This is a genomic window from Streptomyces africanus (assembly GCF_030816955.1).
Classification (GTDB): domain Bacteria; phylum Actinomycetota; class Actinomycetes; order Streptomycetales; family Streptomycetaceae; genus Streptomyces; species Streptomyces africanus.
Window position 1 is genome coordinate 7,292,785 of the sequence record NZ_JAUSYP010000001.1, and the last position, 17,092, is coordinate 7,309,876.

Genomic DNA, 17,092 nt, shown 5'->3' on the forward strand with positions numbered 1-17,092 from the left:
CCCAGATCTTGTCACGAAAGCCAAGTGATCACGGTTTGAGCCAAAGACGGATCGAAGCCACGGTGACGGTGCCGTGGAAGACATGGGCGCGCTCGACCGGGATGAGCTGCGGGGCGTCGCCCCAAATGGCCCGGGGTGATCAGCAGGGCCAGTGGGCGGCGTCGGCCCTCACCGGCAAGGTGGACTTGCAGGTCAGGCCGCCCCGGGAGCGTCCGAGTCCCCTCGTGGACGCGGGATCCGGTAGCGGCAAGTACTGCTCCGGAGCGCAGGTACTGCACGATCTGCAGGGCCTTCTCGGCCTGGTCGCCGCCGGCCTGGGGGTGACCAGGCGCGTCCGCTCGTCACGCAGCCTGCGCCGGACGGGCGTGGTCTTCGTCCCGCTCAAGGAGGCGTACGGTGCCGACATCGGCACCGACCTGGCTGCCACAACCGACCTGACGGAGAACGGCTGACGTCTCGGCCGCGGCCCGCCCCGCACGCTGCGCGTTCACCTGGCGATGTCACCCCGGCCAGGCAGCCGCAGAAGCCGCCTCCTCAGTGCACGCGTCTGCCCTGGGGGCGGACGAGCAGCAGATACAGGGTGGCGAGCACGGCGACGGCCTGGACCACTACGGTGGCTTCCTTCTCGCCGTACCAGATGGGTTCGTACATGTTGGGGATCGGTCCCAGCTCGCCGACGTCCACGTAGCGGTACACGAGCAGGAGCGCGAGCCCGCCGACCGCAACCGAGGCCGCGAAGAGATCCCCCGGAAGCCGGCGCCAGACAAGGACGAGCAGCGCGGCCAGCGCCGCGAGGGCCGCCTCGATACGGAAGAGGGTGCCCTGGCTGATACTCGACGAGATGGCGTCGTATCGCTCGGCGAGATGGGCGTGCAGGTATGCGTCCACGGCGAGACCGGCCGCGGCGAGCACTCGAGCGGCGCCCCGCAGGAAGTGGCCGGCACTGCCTCGACGTGTGGGCGGGGCGGTGGGCTGTGGGGACATGGCAGGTCTCCATTGCCGCCGCGGGACGGACCGCCGGCGGCCGGGGCTCACTCGACGGTGAGCGTGCCCTTCATGAGCGGGTGGATCGTGCATGTGTAAGGGAAGTCGCCCGGCTTGGACGGCGCCGTGAAGGTGGCGCTCTTACCAGGGTCGATGTCTCCGGTGTCGAAGGAACCGCCCTTGGACGCCGTCAGGGTGTGTGTGGTCGTGTCGTTGTTGACGACGGTGACCTTCGCCCCGGGAGAGACGGTCAGGGAAGCAGGCTGGAACTTGAAGTCGTTGATCGTGACCTGCGTCCCACCACTCTTGGAGGGACTGGTGGCCGACTCGGTCGTACTGTCGCCGCCACCGCCTTCCCCGTTCGAACATCCGACGAGGGATGTCAGAGCAAGTGCGCAGGCGGTGGCCGCGACGAACCGGGCCGCGCCGGTGGGGAACGAGAACGGCATGGAGTCTCCGAGCGCTGGTGGGCCGGACCGGCTGAAGGTCAGTAGCCGCCGTCGTTGGTCTTGGGCTTGGTGGTGATCTTCTTGCCGTCGGGGTCGACGACGAACCACTTGGCACCGAACGCGTCGACGTCCTGCCCGTTGGCGTCGCCGGCCTTCCGGTCGTCGGCGAACCGGTACAGCGGATGCCCGTTGTACGTCACCTGCTGGGAGCGGTCGTCCCGCTTGGTGGTCTTGAGCAGGTCCTTCTTCAGTCCCTTGCCCGCGGTCGGTGTCGACTTGACGGTGAACGGCGGCCACGCCTGGGCACAGTCGTCATTGCACTTCGACTTGTCCTTCGTGTCCATCTCGAAGAGGTAGAGGGTCCGGCCCTTCTCGTCGACCAGCATCTTGCCGTAGGTGCCGTCCTTGACGTCGACCGCGGGTCCGGCCGACGAGGTCGCCGCCGGCACCACGTGGGTGTCGAGGCTGTCCGCCGCATTGCCGGTCTCCGTACCGCTTGCGCTGCCTTCGTCACCGCCGTTCGAACACCCAGCCGCCGCGGCGGCGACCAGCAGGGCGGCGACCAGCGCCGTGGCCGTCCTGATGTGCCGTTTCATGAGGGTCTCCTTGAACGTCGGCCGCCCCATGGGTGTCACGCAGCCCGCACATCGGGGCCGCTGACCTCAGTGCACCTCAGGGCAGACGGACCGACCAACCGACCGCGTCCGTTCGGAGTGCGGTTGCGCCTGAACGGCCGCCCGGACGGTGGCCGGGCCGGTGTTGTGGTCAGTGCGTGGGAGACGACGAGCGTGCCCCTTCGGCCCGCTCGTCCGGGTCGGCCAGGACGTGGAACTCAGCCTGGGCCATGGCCGGCGACGAGGAGGACGGCACACCCGCCGCATTCCGCCTGGTCGGCGCCCTGGCGTGGGCGGCTGCCGCGGCAACGTCTACCACTTCTTCATCGCTCTGGCCGTCGGCGCCGCAGTCCTGCTCGCCGGCCGCTATCTGTCACGGAAGCACTGATGAACACGCAGCAAGGCGACGGTATTGAGGCGGAGGGGTAAGCGTGAGCCCGGCGGTCTGCCGGCCGAGCGACCTGCCGGTAGCTGTAATCGGAGGGGCCGTCGGGCTACGGCACCGTCGCCTACCGGGGGAAGACGCAACTCGTTCACCATGTGGTGTTCAAGGTGCTGGTTGGGGAGATTCCGGAAGGCTTTCAGGTGAGTCGCGACGAGTCACGGAGACCAGCCACACGCGATGCTGCAACCCGCATCACCTGGAAGCCGTGACGAGGAAGGACGCTCTTCGACGCCGGGATTTGTCGTAGCGAGAGGGGCAAGAGCCGTTAGGTTGGGACCGGCCATGTGAGATCCCGTGAGAGATGAGAGGGTCTGACGGGTGAGCGAGACACCACCGAACACCCTGCAATACCGCTTTGACGGGCCAGAAGAGGCCCCGGTCCTGATCCTGGGTCCCTCACTGGGTACCACATGGCACATGTGGGACCGCCAGATCCCCGAGCTGATCAAGCAGTGGCGCGTCTTCCGGTTCGACCTGCCGGGGCACGGCGGCGCGCCCGCGTACCCGGCGGGCTCGGTCACCGACCTCACCACCCGGCTGCTGGCCACCCTCGAAGGGCTCGGCGTGCAGCGCTTCGGCTACGCAGGCTGCGCGCTCGGCGGCGCGGTCGGCATCGAGCTGGCCCTGCGCCACCCCGAGCGGCTCGCCTCCCTCGCGCTGATCGCCGCCTCGCCGCGCTTCGGCACGCCCGACGAGTTCCGGCAGAGAGGGGTGATCGTCCGCACGAACGGCCTGGACCCCATCGCCCGTACCGCGCCCGAGCGCTGGTTCACCGGCGGGTTCGCCGCCGCGCAGCCCGCGATCACCGAGTGGGCCGTGCAGATGGTGCGCACCACCGACCCCGGCTGCTACATCGCCGCCTGCGAGGCGCTCGCCTCGTTCGACGTCCGGCCGGAGCTCGGGCGGGTCGGCGTGCCGACGCTGGTCCTCGTCGGATCGGACGACCAGGTCACCGGCCCCGCCGAGGCCCGCACCCTGGTCGCCGGCATCCCGGACGCCCGCCTCGCCGTCGTCCCCGGCGCCTCCCACCTGGTGCCGGTGGAGCAGCCCGCGGCCGTCACGGACCTGCTGGTGCGGCACTTCTCCACCGCCTGGCAGCCCGCCTTCGAGACCTCCACCGGCCAGACCGCCCTGCCCGCGGCCGCCGTCAAGCCGGTCCTGTCCGCCGCCCCCGCGCAGCCCCTCCAGACCGGGCCCGTCGCGGAGATCGCCCCGGTCGTGCCGCCGCAGCCCCAGGGGCGGCCCGACCCCTACGACGCCGGGCTCAAGGTCCGCCGTGAGGTGCTGGGCGACGCGCACGTCGACCGGGCGCTGGCACAGGCCGACGAGTTCTCCGGCGACTTCCAGGAGTTCATCACCCGCTACGCCTGGGGCGAGATCTGGGACCGCCCCGGCCTCGACCGGCGCACCCGCAGCTGCGTGACCCTCACCGCCCTGGTCGCCGGCGGCCACCTGGACGAGCTGGCCTTCCACACCCGCGCCGCCCTGCGCAACGGCCTCACCCCGGGCGAGATCAAGGAGGTGCTGCTCCAGGCGGCCGTCTACTGCGGCGTACCGGCGGCGAACAGCGCGTTCAAGGTCGCCCAGCAGGTCATCCGCGAGGAGACCACGCCCCAGGAGTGAGCCCGCGGGGCAGTGCGGAGGCAGGATGGAATCATGAAGCTCACGAAGAAGTCGCACTCCTGCGTCCGCCTCGAAAAGGACGGTCAGACCCTCGTTCTGGACCCCGGCGGGTTCAGCGAGGAGGACGCCGCGCTCGGCGCGGACGCGATCCTCGTCACCCACGAGCACCCCGACCACTTCGACGAGTTCCGGCTGCGCGCCGCGATGGAGGACAACCCGGCCGCGCAAATCTGGACCCTGAAGTCCGTCGCCGAGAAGATCTCCTCGGCGTTCCCCGGCCGCGTGCACACCGTCGGCCACGGCGACACCTTCACTGCCGCAGGCTTCGACATCCAGGTCCACGGCGAGCTCCACGCGGTGATCCACCCGGACATCCCGCGGATCACCAACGTCGGCTTCCTCGTCGACGGCGGCAAGCTCTTCCACCCCGGCGACGCCCTCACCGTCCCCGGCCACCGGGTCGAGACGCTGATGCTCCCGGTGATGGCCCCCTGGAACAAGATCTCGGAGGTCATCGACTACGTCCGCGAGGTCAGGCCGCAGCGCGCCTACGACATCCACGACGCCCTGCTCACCGACCTGGCCCGGCCGATCTACGACCGCCAGATCGGGCAGCTCGGCGGCTCGGAGCACCTGCGGCTGACACCGGGGGACTCCGCCGAGGTCTGAGGCCCGAGGCCGGAGGCCGAAGGGGACCGGGCCGCGTTGTCAGACCCGCCGGGTAGGTTGTGGGACATGCGCATCGCGACCTGGAACGTGAACTCGATCACCGCCCGCCTGCCGAGGCTCCTGGCCTGGCTGGAGAGCAGCGGCACGGACGTGCTGTGCCTCCAGGAGGCCAAGGTCGCCGAGGACCAGTTCCCGGCGGAGCAGCTGCGCGAGCTGGGCTACGAGTCGGCGGTCCACGCGACGGGCCGGTGGAACGGCGTGGCGGTGCTCTCCCGCGTCGGCATCGAGGACGTCGTCAAGGGCCTGCCCGGCGACCCCGGGTTCGACGGCTCGGTGGAGCCCCGCGCCATCTCGGCGACGTGCGGCCCGCTCCGCGTCTGGTCGGTCTACGTGCCGAACGGCCGTGAGGTGGACCACCCGCACTACGCCTACAAGCTCCAGTGGATCGAGGCCCTCAAGGCCGCCGTCGCCGGTGACGCGTCCGGCAGCCGCCCCTTCGCGGTGATGGGCGACTACAACGTGGCGCCGACGGACGACGACGTCTACGACCGCGCGGCCTTCGAGGGCTCCACCCACGTCACCCCCGCCGAGCGCGCCGCCCTCGCCTCCCTGCGCGAGGCGGGCCTGTCCGACGTGGTCCCGCGGCCCCTCAAGTACGAGCACCCGTTCACGTACTGGGACTACCGCCAGCTCTGCTTCCCGAAGAACCGCGGCATGCGCATCGACCTGGTGTACGCCAACCAGCCGTTCACGAAGGCGGTCAAGGACGCGTACGTGGACCGCGAAGAGCGCAAGGGCAAGGGCGCGTCCGACCACGCACCGGTCGTGGTGGACCTCGACGTCTGAGGACTTCGCGCCCTGGGCGATGTCCTAGAGCAACCGCAGGTCGACCGAGTCCGCCAGGGCCGCCAGCCCCGCGTCGCCCGGGTGCAGATGGTCCCCGCTGTCGTACGCGGGCAGGATCCGGGACGGCCGCCCCGGGTCCCGGACCACCGCGTCGAAGTCGAGCACGCCGTCGAAGGCACCGCCGTCCCGGATCCACTCGTTCACCGTGACCCGCTCGGCGTCGACGACGGCCGTGCAGCGCGCCTCGCCCTCGCACGGCAGGATCGTCGCCGCGAGCATCCTGACGCCCCGGGCGTGCCCGCGTGCCGCCAGTTCCCGCAGGCCCGCGATCACCTGCTCCGCCGAGGTGTCCCACCGCAGGTCGTTGACGCCCTGGAAGACGACCGCCGTCCGCACGGACGGCTGGGCGAGGACGTCCCGGTCGAACCGGTGCAGGGCGCTCACCCCGGCCGCGTCCGTGGACACCCCGTCGCCGGGATACCGGTCGGTGACCACACGGTTGCCCGAGATGCCCTGGTTCAGCACTCCGTAGCGAGGTACCTCGCTCTGCGTCAGCAGCCGGCCGGCCAGCACGTCGGGCCACCGCCGGTTCGCGTCCACCGTGGACTTGTCGCCGTCGGTGATCGAGTCCCCGAGCAGCACCACGGACCCGGGCCCGCCGCTCACGTCGACCCCGGCGAGCAGCGGCCAGCCGGTGATCACCGAGGTGTACGCGTCGGCGGAGGCGTCCGCCGCGTGATCGCCCGGCCCGCTGACGTAGGACCGCTGCTGCGCGAGCCGGTGCACGGGCGCCGCCGTCACCGTGCCGGGCAGATGGAAGCTCACCAGCAGGTCGGCGTCCGCCGGGACGGCGAAGCCCAGGGGATCGCTGTACGCCTGGGCCCCGGCCGGGATCTCCACACGTCCCGCACCGCCGAAGGACAGCGGCACCGGCGTCCCGCGTGCCGCCGCGCCCGACGCCCGCACGGCGACGGTCGCGCTGCCGATCCGTACCGGCGCCGCCGCGAAGGTGTTGTCGAACCGCACCCGCACCCGGGGCCCGCCCGCCGACGTGTGCACGACCAGCCGCAGCGTCCGGTCCGTCCAGGGCCCCACGGCGGTGTAGCCGCCGGTGGACGTCGTCCAGCTGCCCGTCCAGCCCCGCGTCGCGGTCCGTACCGACACCGCGAAGACATGCAGCCCGGCCGCGTGCGGCAGCCGGACCGAGGCGACCGGGCGCCCCGGGACCAGCGGCACCGTCACGACGTACAGGCGGGCCCGCTCGGCGAGTTGCCCGCCAGGGGTGTTGATGCGCGGCAGGGCCACCGCCTTCGTGGCGAGCGGCCCGGTGCGCCAGTCGGGCGCGGTCAGCCGGTACCCGGAGCGGGTGCCGTCCGCGTACGTGATCACGCCCGCGCCGCCCGCCTCGGTGCCGGCGGTGCCCGCCACCAGGAAGGTGAGGGCGTCCCCGCGGCCCGTGACCCGTACGTCCTGGCCGGCGGCGCGGACGTTGTCCGGCTCGCCGGGCTGCCGCCGCGGCCAGGTCAGCCGGGCCCCCTGGACGGTGAGGCCGCGGCCGGGCGTCCAGCCCGCGGCCGCGAGGTCCCGCGCCGACAAGGACGAACCGGCGCCGTCGAAGTCGGCCTGCGCGGGCCGGTCGTCGTCGCTGACGGCGATGTTGTCGAACAGCCGCTCAAGCGGCACCGGCGCGGCCCGCCGCTCCTCGACGGCCCGCGCCGAGACCGCCGGCATCAGGGACACGCACAGGGACAGGACGACCAGGATCCCCCGGACACATCGGCGCACGGCCGACACCTCCCGCTCATCGACACACGAACGCACCAAGACGAAACGCAGGGACGGAACAGAAGACACGACGAAGGCGAGACACACGACGCCTGGTGAAACTAGGGAGACTCCAGGGACCCGTCAACGAGCCGTGCGCGAACTCGGCGTGAACTCGTCAGGAATGGCGGGCCCGCGCGCCTGTGGTGCGTACGGCGGTACGAATGACACGCTGGGCTTATGAACATCCCTTTCCTGGGCAACCGGCGCCGGAAGCTCGGGGTTCCCGATCCGGCGGGCATCGCGGAACTCCTCGCCGAGTGTGAACTGCTCCGCTCCCAGGCGTCCCGGGCGGGTGTCCGGCTGGACGACTCGGCAGCCTCGCTTGAGGCGCTGGACCAGCTCGTGCCGCGCTGGAGGGACGACGAGGAGACCCTGACCTGGCTCGGCAACGACGCCGGGCTCTACCTGGGCACGGTCATCGTGCGGACCGTACCGGGAGCCGCCTGGGAGATCCGGCCCGACGGGCAGCCCGTCGTGCGGCTGGCCTCCGGCCGGGAGTTCGACGTCGTGGACTCCGGTCACGAGTGGGCCGCGAACGGGGTGCCCGAGCTGTCCCAGCTGTACGCGGAAGTCGCGGAGTCGTGAGCCCCATGGCCGCAACCTTTGGCCCAAAGTTCGCCGTAAATACGGCTAATGATCGAAAAGTGCGTGTCGCCCGACAAGTCCGATCTTGCCTGGATACGTTGCGGCAACCACCACACAGCTGAGAGTGAGTAGGGCTGAGCATGGCCGTCGATCCGCTGATCGAGCTGCGTGACGTCAACAAGCACTTCGGGGAGCTGCATGTCCTGCAGGACATCAACCTCACCGTCGGCCGGGGGGAGGTGGTCGTGGTCATCGGCCCCTCGGGGTCGGGAAAGTCCACCCTGTGCCGGGCGATCAACCGTCTGGAAACCATCGAGTCCGGAGAGATCGTCCTCGACGGGCAACCGCTGCCGGACGAGGGCAAGCCCCTGGCGCGGCTGCGCGCCGATGTCGGGATGGTCTTCCAGGCGTTCAACCTCTTCGCCCACAAGACCGTCCTCCAGAACCTCTCCCTGGGGCAGGTCAAGGTACGCGGGCGCAAGAAGGAGGACGCCGACAAGCGCTCCCGTGAACTGCTCGACCGGGTCGGCGTCGCCGACCAGGCGGACAAGTACCCGGCACAGCTCTCCGGCGGTCAGCAGCAGCGCGTGGCCATCGCCCGCGCCCTGGCCATGGAGCCCAAGGCGATGCTCTTCGACGAGCCGACCTCGGCCCTCGACCCGGAGATGATCAACGAGGTGCTGGAGGTCATGAAGCAACTGGCCCGCGAAGGCATGACCATGATCGTCGTCACCCACGAGATGGGCTTCGCCCGCTCGGCCGCCAACCGCGTCGTCTTCATGGCCGACGGCCGGATCGTCGAGGACCGCATCCCCGACGAGTTCTTCACCAACCCCACCAGCGACCGCGCCAAGGACTTCCTCTCCAAGATCCTCAAGCACTGAACGGGCAGGCACCGGACGGCTCATCGCATCGGACCTCGACTACGATGTGCCCTTCATCCCTGTCGGAGAGGGGGACTTCGCCGAATTCCGCCGATCCCGCCCGGGATGAGCAGACCGCCCGCCCGGCCTGCGGGCCATTCCCACCGGGTGCGGCCCCCACGGCCCAGTCGGGCCACGGGGGCGGCGGTTCACATCGGCCAGGCCCGTCCGGCGGCAGCCGGAGATCACTGCTCGCGCAGCGGAACCGACACGTACGACGGGTCGTTCGCCGGCGAGGAGAAGGTCAGCTGCGCGCCGGACGGGTTGTGCTCGATGTAGAGCGGGTCGACCGTGTCGACGACCAGGGCGAGGCGATGCCCGGCCGGGACGTCGTAGGCCGTGGAGTACAGCTCCAGGTCGACGCCGAACGGCTTTCCGGGGGTGCGCCCGTGGAAGGTGTACGGCGCGTTGGTGACCAGCTTGCCGAGGCCGAGCGGCCCCACGTCGTACAGGTAGGCGACGAGGGTGCCGCTCTCCTTGGTCGGGGTGAGGGTCGTGTGCAACGTCGCCGTTCCGCGTACTTGTTGGGCCGCGGCGTACTTCTCCGACTGCCACACGGCGGCCCAGCGGCGGGGGAGCAGGGGGATCGAGGCCATCGGGGGCAGCTGGGCCACCTGGTCGAGGATGCTGGACAGGAAGACGACTCCGCCGTCGGCGCCCGAGTTCACGTTCGTACGGATCGTGGTCGTGCCGGCGAGGGCGATCTTCCGGTGCGTCGCGCCGGCCGACTTCCAGTCCGGGTAACCCTCGTAGCCGCCCGCGGAGCGGGACTTGAGCTGGACGGGTTGCTCCCGGTCGATGCCGTTGTCCTCGCCGCGCAGGTAGTGGTCGAACCAGCGCTCGGTGTCCTTCCACACGTCGTTGGGCAGCCCGAACAGGCCGGTCAGCTCGGCGGTGGCGTGATCCCCGGGCCGCATCTCCAGCCGCTTCGGGCCGGTCAGCTTCTCGTAGAAGTCGGCGTACTGGTTGGGCGGGAAGACCGTGTCGCCCCAGGCGTTGGCGAGCATGATCGCCGCGCCGTTCTTGTTGATCTGGTCGACGTAGGTCGCAGCGGAACGTTTCTTCCCCCAGGCGACGAGTTCCGGCTCCTTCGCCAGGTTGGAGGCGTAGAAGTCGTCGAAGGTCTGCCGGAGTTCGGCGCTCTGCCGGCCCGTCACCACGCTCGCGCCGTCCAGCAGGGCGGCCGCCTGGACGTGCTGGGTGCGCTCGGAGTAGATCGAGTCGATCAGGTCGGCCCAGCCGCTCAGCGAGGCGACCGCCTTGACGCGCTTGTCGTGCGCGGCGGTGAGCAGGCTGATGCCGGCGCCGTAGGAGACGCCCGCCATGCCGATGTGCCCGGCGTCCGAGGGGGTGTGGGCGAGCGCCCAGTCGATGACTTTCGAGGCGTCGGCCACGTCGGGCGGGCCCGCGACTTCTATCTCGCCGCCCGACTGCCAGAAGCCGCGCACGTTGTAGGTGACGACGACGTACCCGGAGTCGGCGAGCTTCTGGGCCTGGGCCAGGTACTCGACCTGGGGCAGACCCCAGCTCGTGGGCATGACGAGCAGCGGGTAGCGGCGCGTGCCGTCGGCGCCGGCCGGGGTGACGACGTTGGCCTTGAGGACGGTGCCGCCGTCGCCCGCGATGTCGACGAACCGGACCGGGTTCGGCGCCGCCTGTGCGGTGGGGGCGAGTCCGAGGGCTGTGCCGGCGACCAGGGTCGCCGAGACGGCGCCTACGGCGGTGGTGCGCAGGGCCTTGCGGGGGTGTCCCACGGGTCACTCCTCACTCGTGTCAGTGCAAAGTGACCAGACGGTAACCTCGCCCCCTTACCAGTGGTAACCCGTCGGTAAGTTACGTGCCAGTAACGATTGTTGAGAAGTGGAGGACTTCAGGAGGCCCGGTGGCTGTTGCGTGGAGCCGCCGTCGCCGCGGCGGGCAGCGGGGTCTGGGCCGCGCGCGTCACGTCCGCCACCATTTCGACGACGTCCGGCCCGTACGCCTGCGAATTGATCACCTTCAGCAGCAGCACGAACGAGTTGTTGCCGTACTTGCGCGCCAACCGCTCATGGTGGCGGGCGAGATAGCGGGTGGTGGCCTGGTTGGTGATCGACGTCTGGCCGCAGAACAGGAAGACGGGACGGGTGTGCTGGCTCCGCTCCGCCGTGAGCCGGGCGAGCAGCGCGTACTCCTCCTTGCCGCTCTCGACGCGGTAGCGCTCGGAGCCGACCAGGAACGAGCCCCGGTCCGGGCTCGGTTCGGCGTCGACGTTCACCCGCACACCGGGCAGCAGCGAGGACAGGTGCGCCGCCATGCGGCGATTGGACGCCGGGCCGCCCACACAGAACTCGGTGCGCTCACCGAACCCCTGACGTGCCGTGTCGTGCGGAAGGATCTGGGCGTGGGCGTTGCAGTCCTTGATCAGCGCGGCGAGTTCGAGCAGCGCGAACACGTCGTAGCGCATCACGGCGAACTCGGGCCCCGCCGCACCCCGGTTCACCACCAGCAGCGATTCCGAGTTGTCGGGCAGTCCGAAGAAGGCCTGCTTACGGCGGAGCTTGCGCCTCCACAGGTAGGTGCGGGCGATCCAGCCCAGCGCGGCGCTGATGCCCGCCGCGACCACCCCCAGGACGATGTTGCGCACGTCGTCATTCATGGGCGCGCATGGTAGCGGCCCGACGCACCGGTGTTCGACGCCTCCCTGACGCGGCCATGGCGATGAATTAAGCTGCGCGGACGGCCTTTGACTGGAGGTGCGGATGCGTCGCCCTGTCGCACGGAATCTGACGGTCCTGGCGGTTTCGGCCGCCGTGGTGGTGTCGGTGGGATCGGCGGCGCCGCCCACCGCGCAGCGCACCGGCGGTGAGAAAACGCCCCTGGCCGTCGGCTACGGGGGTGCCGTCTCCAGCGTCGACCGGGACGCCTCCGCGGCCGGGCTCGAGGTGCTGCGCCAGGGCGGCAACGCCGTCGACGCGGCCGTCGCCACGGCCGCCGCGCTCGGCGTCACCGAGCCCTACTCGGCCGGCGTCGGCGGAGGCGGCTACTTCGTCTACTACGACGCCAAGTCCCGCACCGTCCGCACCATCGACGGCCGCGAGACCGCCCCGCTGACCGCCGACGAGAACCTGTTCGTCGAGAACGGCAAGCCCGTCCCCTTCGCCCAGGCCGTCAGCAGCGGCCTGAGCGTCGGCACCCCGGGCACGCCCGCCACCTGGCAGACGGCGCTCGACCAGTGGGGCAGCAAGCGGCTCGCGAGCGTCCTGAAGCCGGCCGAGCGGCTCGCCCGTGACGGCTTCACCGTCGACGAGACCTTCCGCTCGCAGACGGCGTCCAACGAGATCCGCTTCCGCTACTTCCCGGACACCGCCGAGCTGTTCCTGCCCGGCGGCCGGCTCCCCGTCGTCGGCTCCACCTTCAAGAACCCCGACCTCGCCCGCACCTACGCGGAGCTGGCCCGCAAGGGAGTCGGCGCGCTCTACCGCGGCGACATCGGCCGGGACGTCGTCGACACGGTCAACAAGCCGCCCGTGGACCCCGCCTCGGGCTGGAACGCCCGCCCCGGCGACCTCTCCGAGCGGGACCTGACCGCCTACCGCGCCAAGCTCCAGGCACCCACCAGGTCCTCGTACCGCGGCCTCGGCGTCTACTCCATGGCGCCGTCCTCCTCCGGCGGCACGACGGTCGGCGAGGCGCTCAACATCCTGGAGCGGACCGACCTGTCGAAGGCGAGCCAGGCCGAGTACCTGCACCGCTACATCGAGGCCAGCCGGATCGCCTTCGCGGACCGGGGCCGCTGGGTGGGCGACCCGGCCTTCGAGGACGTACCGACGAAGGAACTGCTGTCGCAGCGGTTCGCCGACTCGCGCGAGTGCCTGATCAAGGACGACGCGGTGCTCAAGAGTCCTGTGGCGCCGGGTGATCCGCGCGATCCGGAGCCGTGCGGTTCCGGTGGTACGGCCGCTCCGACGACGTACGAGGGCGACAGCACCACGCATCTGACGGTGGCCGACAAGTGGGGGAACGTCGTCGCCTACACGCTCACCATCGAGCAGACGGGCGGCAGCGGGATCACCGTGCCGGGGCGGGGGTTCCTGCTCAACAACGAGCTGACGGACTTCTCCTTCACCCCGGCGAACCCCGCCGTGCACGACCCGAACCTGCCGGGGCCGGGGAAGCGGCCGCGGTCTTCGATGTCGCCGACGATCGTGCTCGACCGGCATGACAGGCCCGTGGTGGCGCTGGGGTCGCCGGGTGGGGCGACCATCATCACGACCGTCCTGCAGACGCTGGTCGGGTTCCTCGACCGGGGGTTGCCGCTGGTCGACGCGATCGCGGCGCCCCGGGCCAGTCAGCGCAACGCTGCGCAGACCGAGCTGGAGCCGGGCCTCGACAGTGGCGTGAGGAAGCAGCTCGAAGCGATCGGGCACTCCTTCAAGGCCAACCCGGAGATCGGGGCGGCCACGGGGGTGCAGCGGTTGCCGGGTGGGAAGTGGCTCGCCGCGGCTGAGACCGTGCGGCGGGGTGGGGGGTCGGCGATGGTCGTGCGGCCTGTGCGTTGAGTCCCGTCTGACGGTGCGTGGGGGCTGGTCGCGCCCACGCGGCGGAGCCGCGCATCGGCACAGCCCCGCGCCCCTGTCAGGGCGTTGCACTTGCCTGCGTCTGGAAACTCAAGCGGCCGTCCTCCACATCCACCGTCACTCGGCCGCCCTCCGCGACCCTGCTGTCCAGCAAGAGCCGTGACAGCTCGTTGTCCACCTCGCGCTGGATCGTGCGGCGCAGCGGGCGGGCGCCGTACTCCGGCTGGTAGCCGTGCTCGGCCAGCCATTCCACCGCCCGGTCGGTGAAGGTCACCGAGATGCCCTTGCTCTGCACGAGGGACCTGGTGCGGTCCAGCAGGAGGTTGGTGATGCGGCGCAGCTGTTCCGTGCTGAGCTGGCGGAAGACGACGATCTCGTCGATGCGGTTGAGGAACTCGGGGCGGAAGTGCTCGCGCAGGGGGCGCAGGATCTGCTCGCGCCTGGCCTCCTCGTCCGCGTCCGCGCCGCCCGACGCGAAGCCCACGGAGGCGCCGCGCCGGGTGATCACCTCGGAGCCGAGGTTGCTGGTCATCACGATGACGGTGTTGGTGAAGTCGACCGTGCGGCCCTGGGAGTCGGTGAGGCGTCCGTCGTCGAGGACCTGGAGCAGGATGTTGAAGACGTCCGGGTGGGCCTTCTCCACCTCGTCCAGCAGGAGCAGCGAGTACGGGTGGCGGCGCACGACCTCGGTGAGCTGGCCCGCCTCCTCGTGGCCGACGTAACCGGGCGGGGCGCCGACCAGGCGGCTGACGGTGTGCCGCTCCTGGTACTCGCTCATGTCGAGGCGGACCATGCGGTCCTCACTGCCGAACAGGGCCTCGGCGAGCGCCCGGGCCAGCTCGGTCTTGCCGACGCCGGTCGGGCCGAGGAACAGGAAACTGCCGATCGGCCGGTCGGGGCTGGCCAGCCCGGCGCGGGAGCGCAGCACCGCGTCCGAGACGACCCGCACGGCCTCGTCCTGGCCGACCACCCGCTCGTGCAGGTGCTCCTCCAGGTGCAGCAGGCGGTCCTTCTCCTCCTGGGTGAGGCTGCTGACCGGGATGCCGGTCTGCCGGGACACCACCTCGGCGATCGCCTCGGACCCGACGACCAGGTCCTGGCCCTCGTCGATCTCGCCGTCGCCGCCCGCCTGGGTGATCCGCAGCTTCAGGTCCATGATCCGGTCGCGCAGCTGTGTCGCTTGCTCGTACTGCTCGTCCGCGACCGCCTGGTCCTTGTCCCGGGTCAGCTGCTCCAGTTCCCGCTCCATGGCCCGTACGTCGGTGCCCTTGGTGCGGGCGCGCAGCCGGACCCGGGCACCGGCCTGGTCGATCAGGTCGATCGCCTTGTCCGGCAGCCGGCGGTCGGTGAGGTAGCGGTCGGACAGCTCCACGGCGGCGACCAGGGCCTCGTCGGTGTAGCGGACCTGGTGGTGGGCCTCGTAGCGGTCCTGGAGGCCGCGCAGGATCTCGATCGCGTCGGCGGCGGTCGGTTCCGGCACCATGATCGGCTGGAAGCGGCGGGCCAGCGCCGCGTCCTTCTCGATCCGGCGGTACTCCTCCAGCGTCGTGGCGCCCACGATGTGCAGCTCGCCGCGGGCGAGGGCCGGCTTGAGGATGTTGCCGGCGTCCATGGAACCGCCGTCGCCGCCACCGGCACCGGCGCCGACGACCGTGTGCAGCTCGTCGATGAAGATGATCAACTGGTCGGAGTGGGCGCGGATCTCGCCGACGATGTTGTTCATCCGCTCCTCGAAGTCACCCCGGTAGCGGGTGCCCGCGACCACGCCCGTCAGGTCCAGGGCGACCACGCGGCGCCCGGTCAGCACGTCGGGCACGTCCCCCTCGGAGATGCGCTGCGCCAGCCCCTCCACGATGGCGGTCTTGCCGACGCCCGCGTCACCGATCAGCACCGGGTTGTTCTTGCCGCGGCGGGAGAGGACCTCGACGGTCTGCTCGATCTCCTGGTCCCGGCCGATCACCGGGTCGATACGGCCCTGCCGGGCCAGCTCGGTGAGGTCGCGGCCGTACTTGTCGAGGGTCGGCGTGTTCGTCGGGCGCGGCCGCTCGGCCTGGGGGGCCTCCTGGGCCTCGGGGGGTTCCGAGGGGGCGAAGCGGGCCGCGTTCAGGATGTGCCCGGCGGCCGAGTCGGGGTTCGAGGCCAGGGCGCTGAGCACGTGCTCCGGCCCGATGTAGCCGTAGCCGCGGGCCCGGGCCATGTCGTGCGCGTCCAGCAGGGCGCGCTTGGCGGCCGGGGTGAGGGAGAGCGTGGTCGGGGGCGGTGCGTCGTCCGGGGTGTGCTGGGCCGGGCCCGACCGCTCGTCGATCTGCGACGCCAGCGAGTCGGGGTTCGCGCCGGCCTTGGTGAGCAGGGTGCGGGTGGGTTCGGTGGCGAGCGCCGCCCGCAGCAGGTGCTCCGTGTCGAGATCCCGGCTGCCGTGCTCGGCGGCGTACTGGGCGGCGCCGCGGACGAGTTCCCGGGCCGGCTGGCTGAGCAGCCGGCCGATGTCGATCTGCCGGGGACCGGGACGCGGTCCGCCGAAGAAGCGTGCGAGGAATTCTCCGAAGGGATCCGAGCCGTAGCCCTCCGGGCTGCTGAAGCCGCTGCTCATGGGCCTTCCGTTCCCGGCGTCCCCGGCGCGCGGGCGGGGGACGCCCTCGCTGGTCGACGTGCCGGGGTCGGGTAACCCGGGTGGCAGCCGGTTACACCTGGGGCGCGCTCGTAGAACACCTTCGCACGATCGCGGACAAGGGGCACCTTCGGGGCGTACCTGGGTAATTCCGGCAGTCTCAGCGTGCGGTCAGGGTGATCTCAGCGTGCGGTCAGGATCCTCGGCCCCGCGTCCGTGATCGCGACCGTGTGCTCCGCATGGGCCGCGCGGGAGCCGTCGTCCGTCTTCAGGGTCCAGCCGTCAGGAGCGGCGTGGAAGGTGTCCGTGCCGCCCGCGATGACCATGGGTTCGATCGCCAGCGCCATGCCGTGCCGCAGCCGCATCCCTCGGCCCGGCCTGCCCTCGTTCGGCACTCCGGGGTCCTCGTGCATACGGCGGCCGATGCCGTGGCCGCCGAAGCCGTCCGGGATGCCGTAGCCCGCGGCGCGGCAGACGGTGCCGATCGCGTGGGCGATGTCGCCGATGCGGTTGCCGACGACGGCGGCCTCGATGCCCGCCGCGAGGGCGCGCTCGGCGGTCTCGATCAAGCGCAGGTCGGCCGGGCGCGGGGTGCCCACGACGAAGCTGAGGGCCGAGTCGCCGACCCAGCCGCCCAGTTCCGCGCCGAAGTCGATGGAGACCAGGTCGCCGTCGCGCAGCCGGTAGCGGGTCGGGATGCCGTGCACGATCGCGTCGTTGACCGAGACGCACAGGACGGCGGGGAAGGGGGTCGGCGCGAAGGTCGGCCGGTAGCCGAGGAAGGGTGAGGTCGCTCCCGCCTCCCGCAGGACGTCATGCGCCACCTCGTCCAGCTCCAGCAGAGAGACGCCCACGTCAGCGGCCTTCTGTGCGGCTGTCAGGGCGCGGGCGACGACCTGGCCCGCTTCGTACATCGCTTCGATCGACACATCGGTCTTCAGCTCAACCATGCCAATTACTATA

Annotated in this window: 15 protein-coding genes and 1 pseudogene; 7 read left to right on the top strand and 9 right to left on the bottom strand. The window is 71.1% G+C overall.

From position 1 onward, the window contains the following. Window positions 1-94: 94 nt before the first annotated feature. Window positions 95-220: pseudogene (locus QF034_RS33515) on the bottom strand (IS5/IS1182 family transposase); the annotation flags it as partial. 4 nt (window positions 221-224) lie between these two features. Here QF034_RS33515 and QF034_RS33520 point away from each other — a divergent pair. After that, a complete protein-coding gene (locus tag QF034_RS33520) occupies window positions 225-452 on the top strand; it encodes a type 2 periplasmic-binding domain-containing protein (RefSeq protein ID WP_307178438.1) in 228 nt (75 codons plus the stop codon). Between the two features lie 82 nt (window positions 453-534). Here the strand turns inward: QF034_RS33520 and QF034_RS33525 are convergent, their stop codons facing one another. Genes QF034_RS33525 through QF034_RS33535 form a run of 3 tightly spaced genes read right to left on the bottom strand, consistent with a single transcriptional unit; the run spans window position 535 to window position 2,029 of the window. Beyond that, window positions 535-984, bottom strand: a complete 450-nt coding sequence (locus QF034_RS33525) for a hypothetical protein (protein WP_307178439.1) — start codon at window positions 982-984, stop codon at window positions 535-537. A 47-nt stretch (window positions 985-1,031) separates the two neighbouring features. Beyond that, the gene (locus QF034_RS33530) at window positions 1,032-1,433 is read right to left on the bottom strand and encodes a cupredoxin domain-containing protein (protein ID WP_307178440.1); all 402 of its coding nucleotides are present in this window, start codon (window positions 1,431-1,433) and stop codon (window positions 1,032-1,034) included. A 38-nt stretch (window positions 1,434-1,471) separates the two neighbouring features. Then, on the bottom strand, window positions 1,472-2,029 hold the full coding sequence (locus QF034_RS33535; RefSeq protein ID WP_307178441.1) for a COG4315 family predicted lipoprotein: 558 nt from the start codon (window positions 2,027-2,029) through the stop codon (window positions 1,472-1,474). A gap of 781 nt (window positions 2,030-2,810) precedes the next feature. On the opposite strand from QF034_RS33535, the gene pcaDC reads away from it, so the two are divergent. The 3 genes from pcaDC (at window position 2,811) to QF034_RS33550 (ending at window position 5,630) form a co-directional block, all read left to right on the top strand. Continuing rightward, the gene (gene pcaDC, locus QF034_RS33540; protein ID WP_307178442.1) at window positions 2,811-4,115 is read left to right on the top strand and encodes a bifunctional 3-oxoadipate enol-lactonase/4-carboxymuconolactone decarboxylase PcaDC; all 1,305 of its coding nucleotides are present in this window, start codon (window positions 2,811-2,813) and stop codon (window positions 4,113-4,115) included. Between the two features lie 33 nt (window positions 4,116-4,148). After that, a complete protein-coding gene (locus QF034_RS33545) occupies window positions 4,149-4,784 on the top strand; it encodes an MBL fold metallo-hydrolase (RefSeq protein ID WP_307178443.1) in 636 nt (211 codons plus the stop codon). Between the two features lie 66 nt (window positions 4,785-4,850). Further along, entirely contained in the window at window positions 4,851-5,630 is a 780-nt protein-coding gene (locus QF034_RS33550; protein WP_307178444.1) for an exodeoxyribonuclease III, read from the top strand. A gap of 24 nt (window positions 5,631-5,654) precedes the next feature. Here QF034_RS33550 and QF034_RS33555 read toward each other — a convergent pair whose 3' ends face one another. Next, window positions 5,655-7,361, bottom strand: a complete 1,707-nt coding sequence (locus QF034_RS33555; RefSeq protein ID WP_307180035.1) for an SGNH/GDSL hydrolase family protein — start codon at window positions 7,359-7,361, stop codon at window positions 5,655-5,657. A gap of 273 nt (window positions 7,362-7,634) precedes the next feature. Between QF034_RS33555 and QF034_RS33560 the strand changes: the two genes are divergently transcribed. Both QF034_RS33560 and QF034_RS33565 read left to right on the top strand, forming a co-directional pair. Next, window positions 7,635-8,042: a DUF6278 family protein gene (locus tag QF034_RS33560; protein ID WP_307178445.1), complete on the top strand. Its 408-nt coding sequence runs from the start codon at window positions 7,635-7,637 to the stop codon at window positions 8,040-8,042. Window positions 8,043-8,182: 140 nt separating this feature from the next. Then, entirely contained in the window at window positions 8,183-8,926 is a 744-nt protein-coding gene (locus tag QF034_RS33565) for an amino acid ABC transporter ATP-binding protein (RefSeq protein ID WP_307178446.1), read from the top strand. Window positions 8,927-9,150: 224 nt separating this feature from the next. Here QF034_RS33565 and QF034_RS33570 read toward each other — a convergent pair whose 3' ends face one another. Together QF034_RS33570 and QF034_RS33575 are read right to left on the bottom strand one after the other, a co-directional pair. Next, window positions 9,151-10,719: a CocE/NonD family hydrolase gene (locus tag QF034_RS33570; protein ID WP_307178447.1), complete on the bottom strand. Its 1,569-nt coding sequence runs from the start codon at window positions 10,717-10,719 to the stop codon at window positions 9,151-9,153. A 116-nt stretch (window positions 10,720-10,835) separates the two neighbouring features. Then, window positions 10,836-11,600 carry a hypothetical protein gene (locus tag QF034_RS33575; RefSeq protein WP_307178448.1) on the bottom strand — a complete coding sequence of 255 codons (765 nt, stop codon included), beginning with the start codon at window positions 11,598-11,600 and terminating at the stop codon, window positions 10,836-10,838. Between the two features lie 103 nt (window positions 11,601-11,703). On the opposite strand from QF034_RS33575, the gene ggt reads away from it, so the two are divergent. After that, window positions 11,704-13,503, top strand: coding sequence for a gamma-glutamyltransferase (gene ggt, locus QF034_RS33580; protein ID WP_307178449.1), 1,800 nt, complete (start codon window positions 11,704-11,706; stop codon window positions 13,501-13,503). A gap of 76 nt (window positions 13,504-13,579) precedes the next feature. Here ggt and QF034_RS33585 read toward each other — a convergent pair whose 3' ends face one another. Next, window positions 13,580-16,111 carry an ATP-dependent Clp protease ATP-binding subunit gene (locus tag QF034_RS33585; RefSeq protein WP_307178450.1) on the bottom strand — a complete coding sequence of 844 codons (2,532 nt, stop codon included), beginning with the start codon at window positions 16,109-16,111 and terminating at the stop codon, window positions 13,580-13,582. Between the two features lie 200 nt (window positions 16,112-16,311). Continuing rightward, window positions 16,312-17,079: a type I methionyl aminopeptidase gene (map, locus tag QF034_RS33590; protein WP_307178451.1), complete on the bottom strand. Its 768-nt coding sequence runs from the start codon at window positions 17,077-17,079 to the stop codon at window positions 16,312-16,314. Window positions 17,080-17,092 lie beyond the last annotated feature (13 nt).

Excerpts from the sequence above, each read along its gene's own strand:
- QF034_RS33585 (WP_307178450.1), bottom strand. The coding sequence starts at position 16,111 with ATGAGCAGCGGCTTCAGCAGCCCGGAGGGCTACGGCTCGGATCCCTTC.
- QF034_RS33525 (WP_307178439.1), bottom strand. The coding sequence starts at position 984 with ATGTCCCCACAGCCCACCGCCCCGCCCACACGTCGAGGCAGTGCCGGC.
- ggt (WP_307178449.1), top strand. The coding sequence starts at position 11,704 with ATGCGTCGCCCTGTCGCACGGAATCTGACGGTCCTGGCGGTTTCGGCC.
- map (WP_307178451.1), bottom strand. The coding sequence starts at position 17,079 with ATGGTTGAGCTGAAGACCGATGTGTCGATCGAAGCGATGTACGAAGCG.
- QF034_RS33550 (WP_307178444.1), top strand. The coding sequence starts at position 4,851 with ATGCGCATCGCGACCTGGAACGTGAACTCGATCACCGCCCGCCTGCCG.
- QF034_RS33555 (WP_307180035.1), bottom strand. The coding sequence starts at position 7,361 with ATGCCGGCGGTCTCGGCGCGGGCCGTCGAGGAGCGGCGGGCCGCGCCG.
- QF034_RS33530 (WP_307178440.1), bottom strand. The coding sequence starts at position 1,433 with ATGCCGTTCTCGTTCCCCACCGGCGCGGCCCGGTTCGTCGCGGCCACC.
- QF034_RS33545 (WP_307178443.1), top strand. The coding sequence starts at position 4,149 with ATGAAGCTCACGAAGAAGTCGCACTCCTGCGTCCGCCTCGAAAAGGAC.
- QF034_RS33560 (WP_307178445.1), top strand. The coding sequence starts at position 7,635 with ATGAACATCCCTTTCCTGGGCAACCGGCGCCGGAAGCTCGGGGTTCCC.
- QF034_RS33535 (WP_307178441.1), bottom strand. The coding sequence starts at position 2,029 with ATGAAACGGCACATCAGGACGGCCACGGCGCTGGTCGCCGCCCTGCTG.
- QF034_RS33565 (WP_307178446.1), top strand. The coding sequence starts at position 8,183 with ATGGCCGTCGATCCGCTGATCGAGCTGCGTGACGTCAACAAGCACTTC.
- QF034_RS33575 (WP_307178448.1), bottom strand. The coding sequence starts at position 11,600 with ATGAATGACGACGTGCGCAACATCGTCCTGGGGGTGGTCGCGGCGGGC.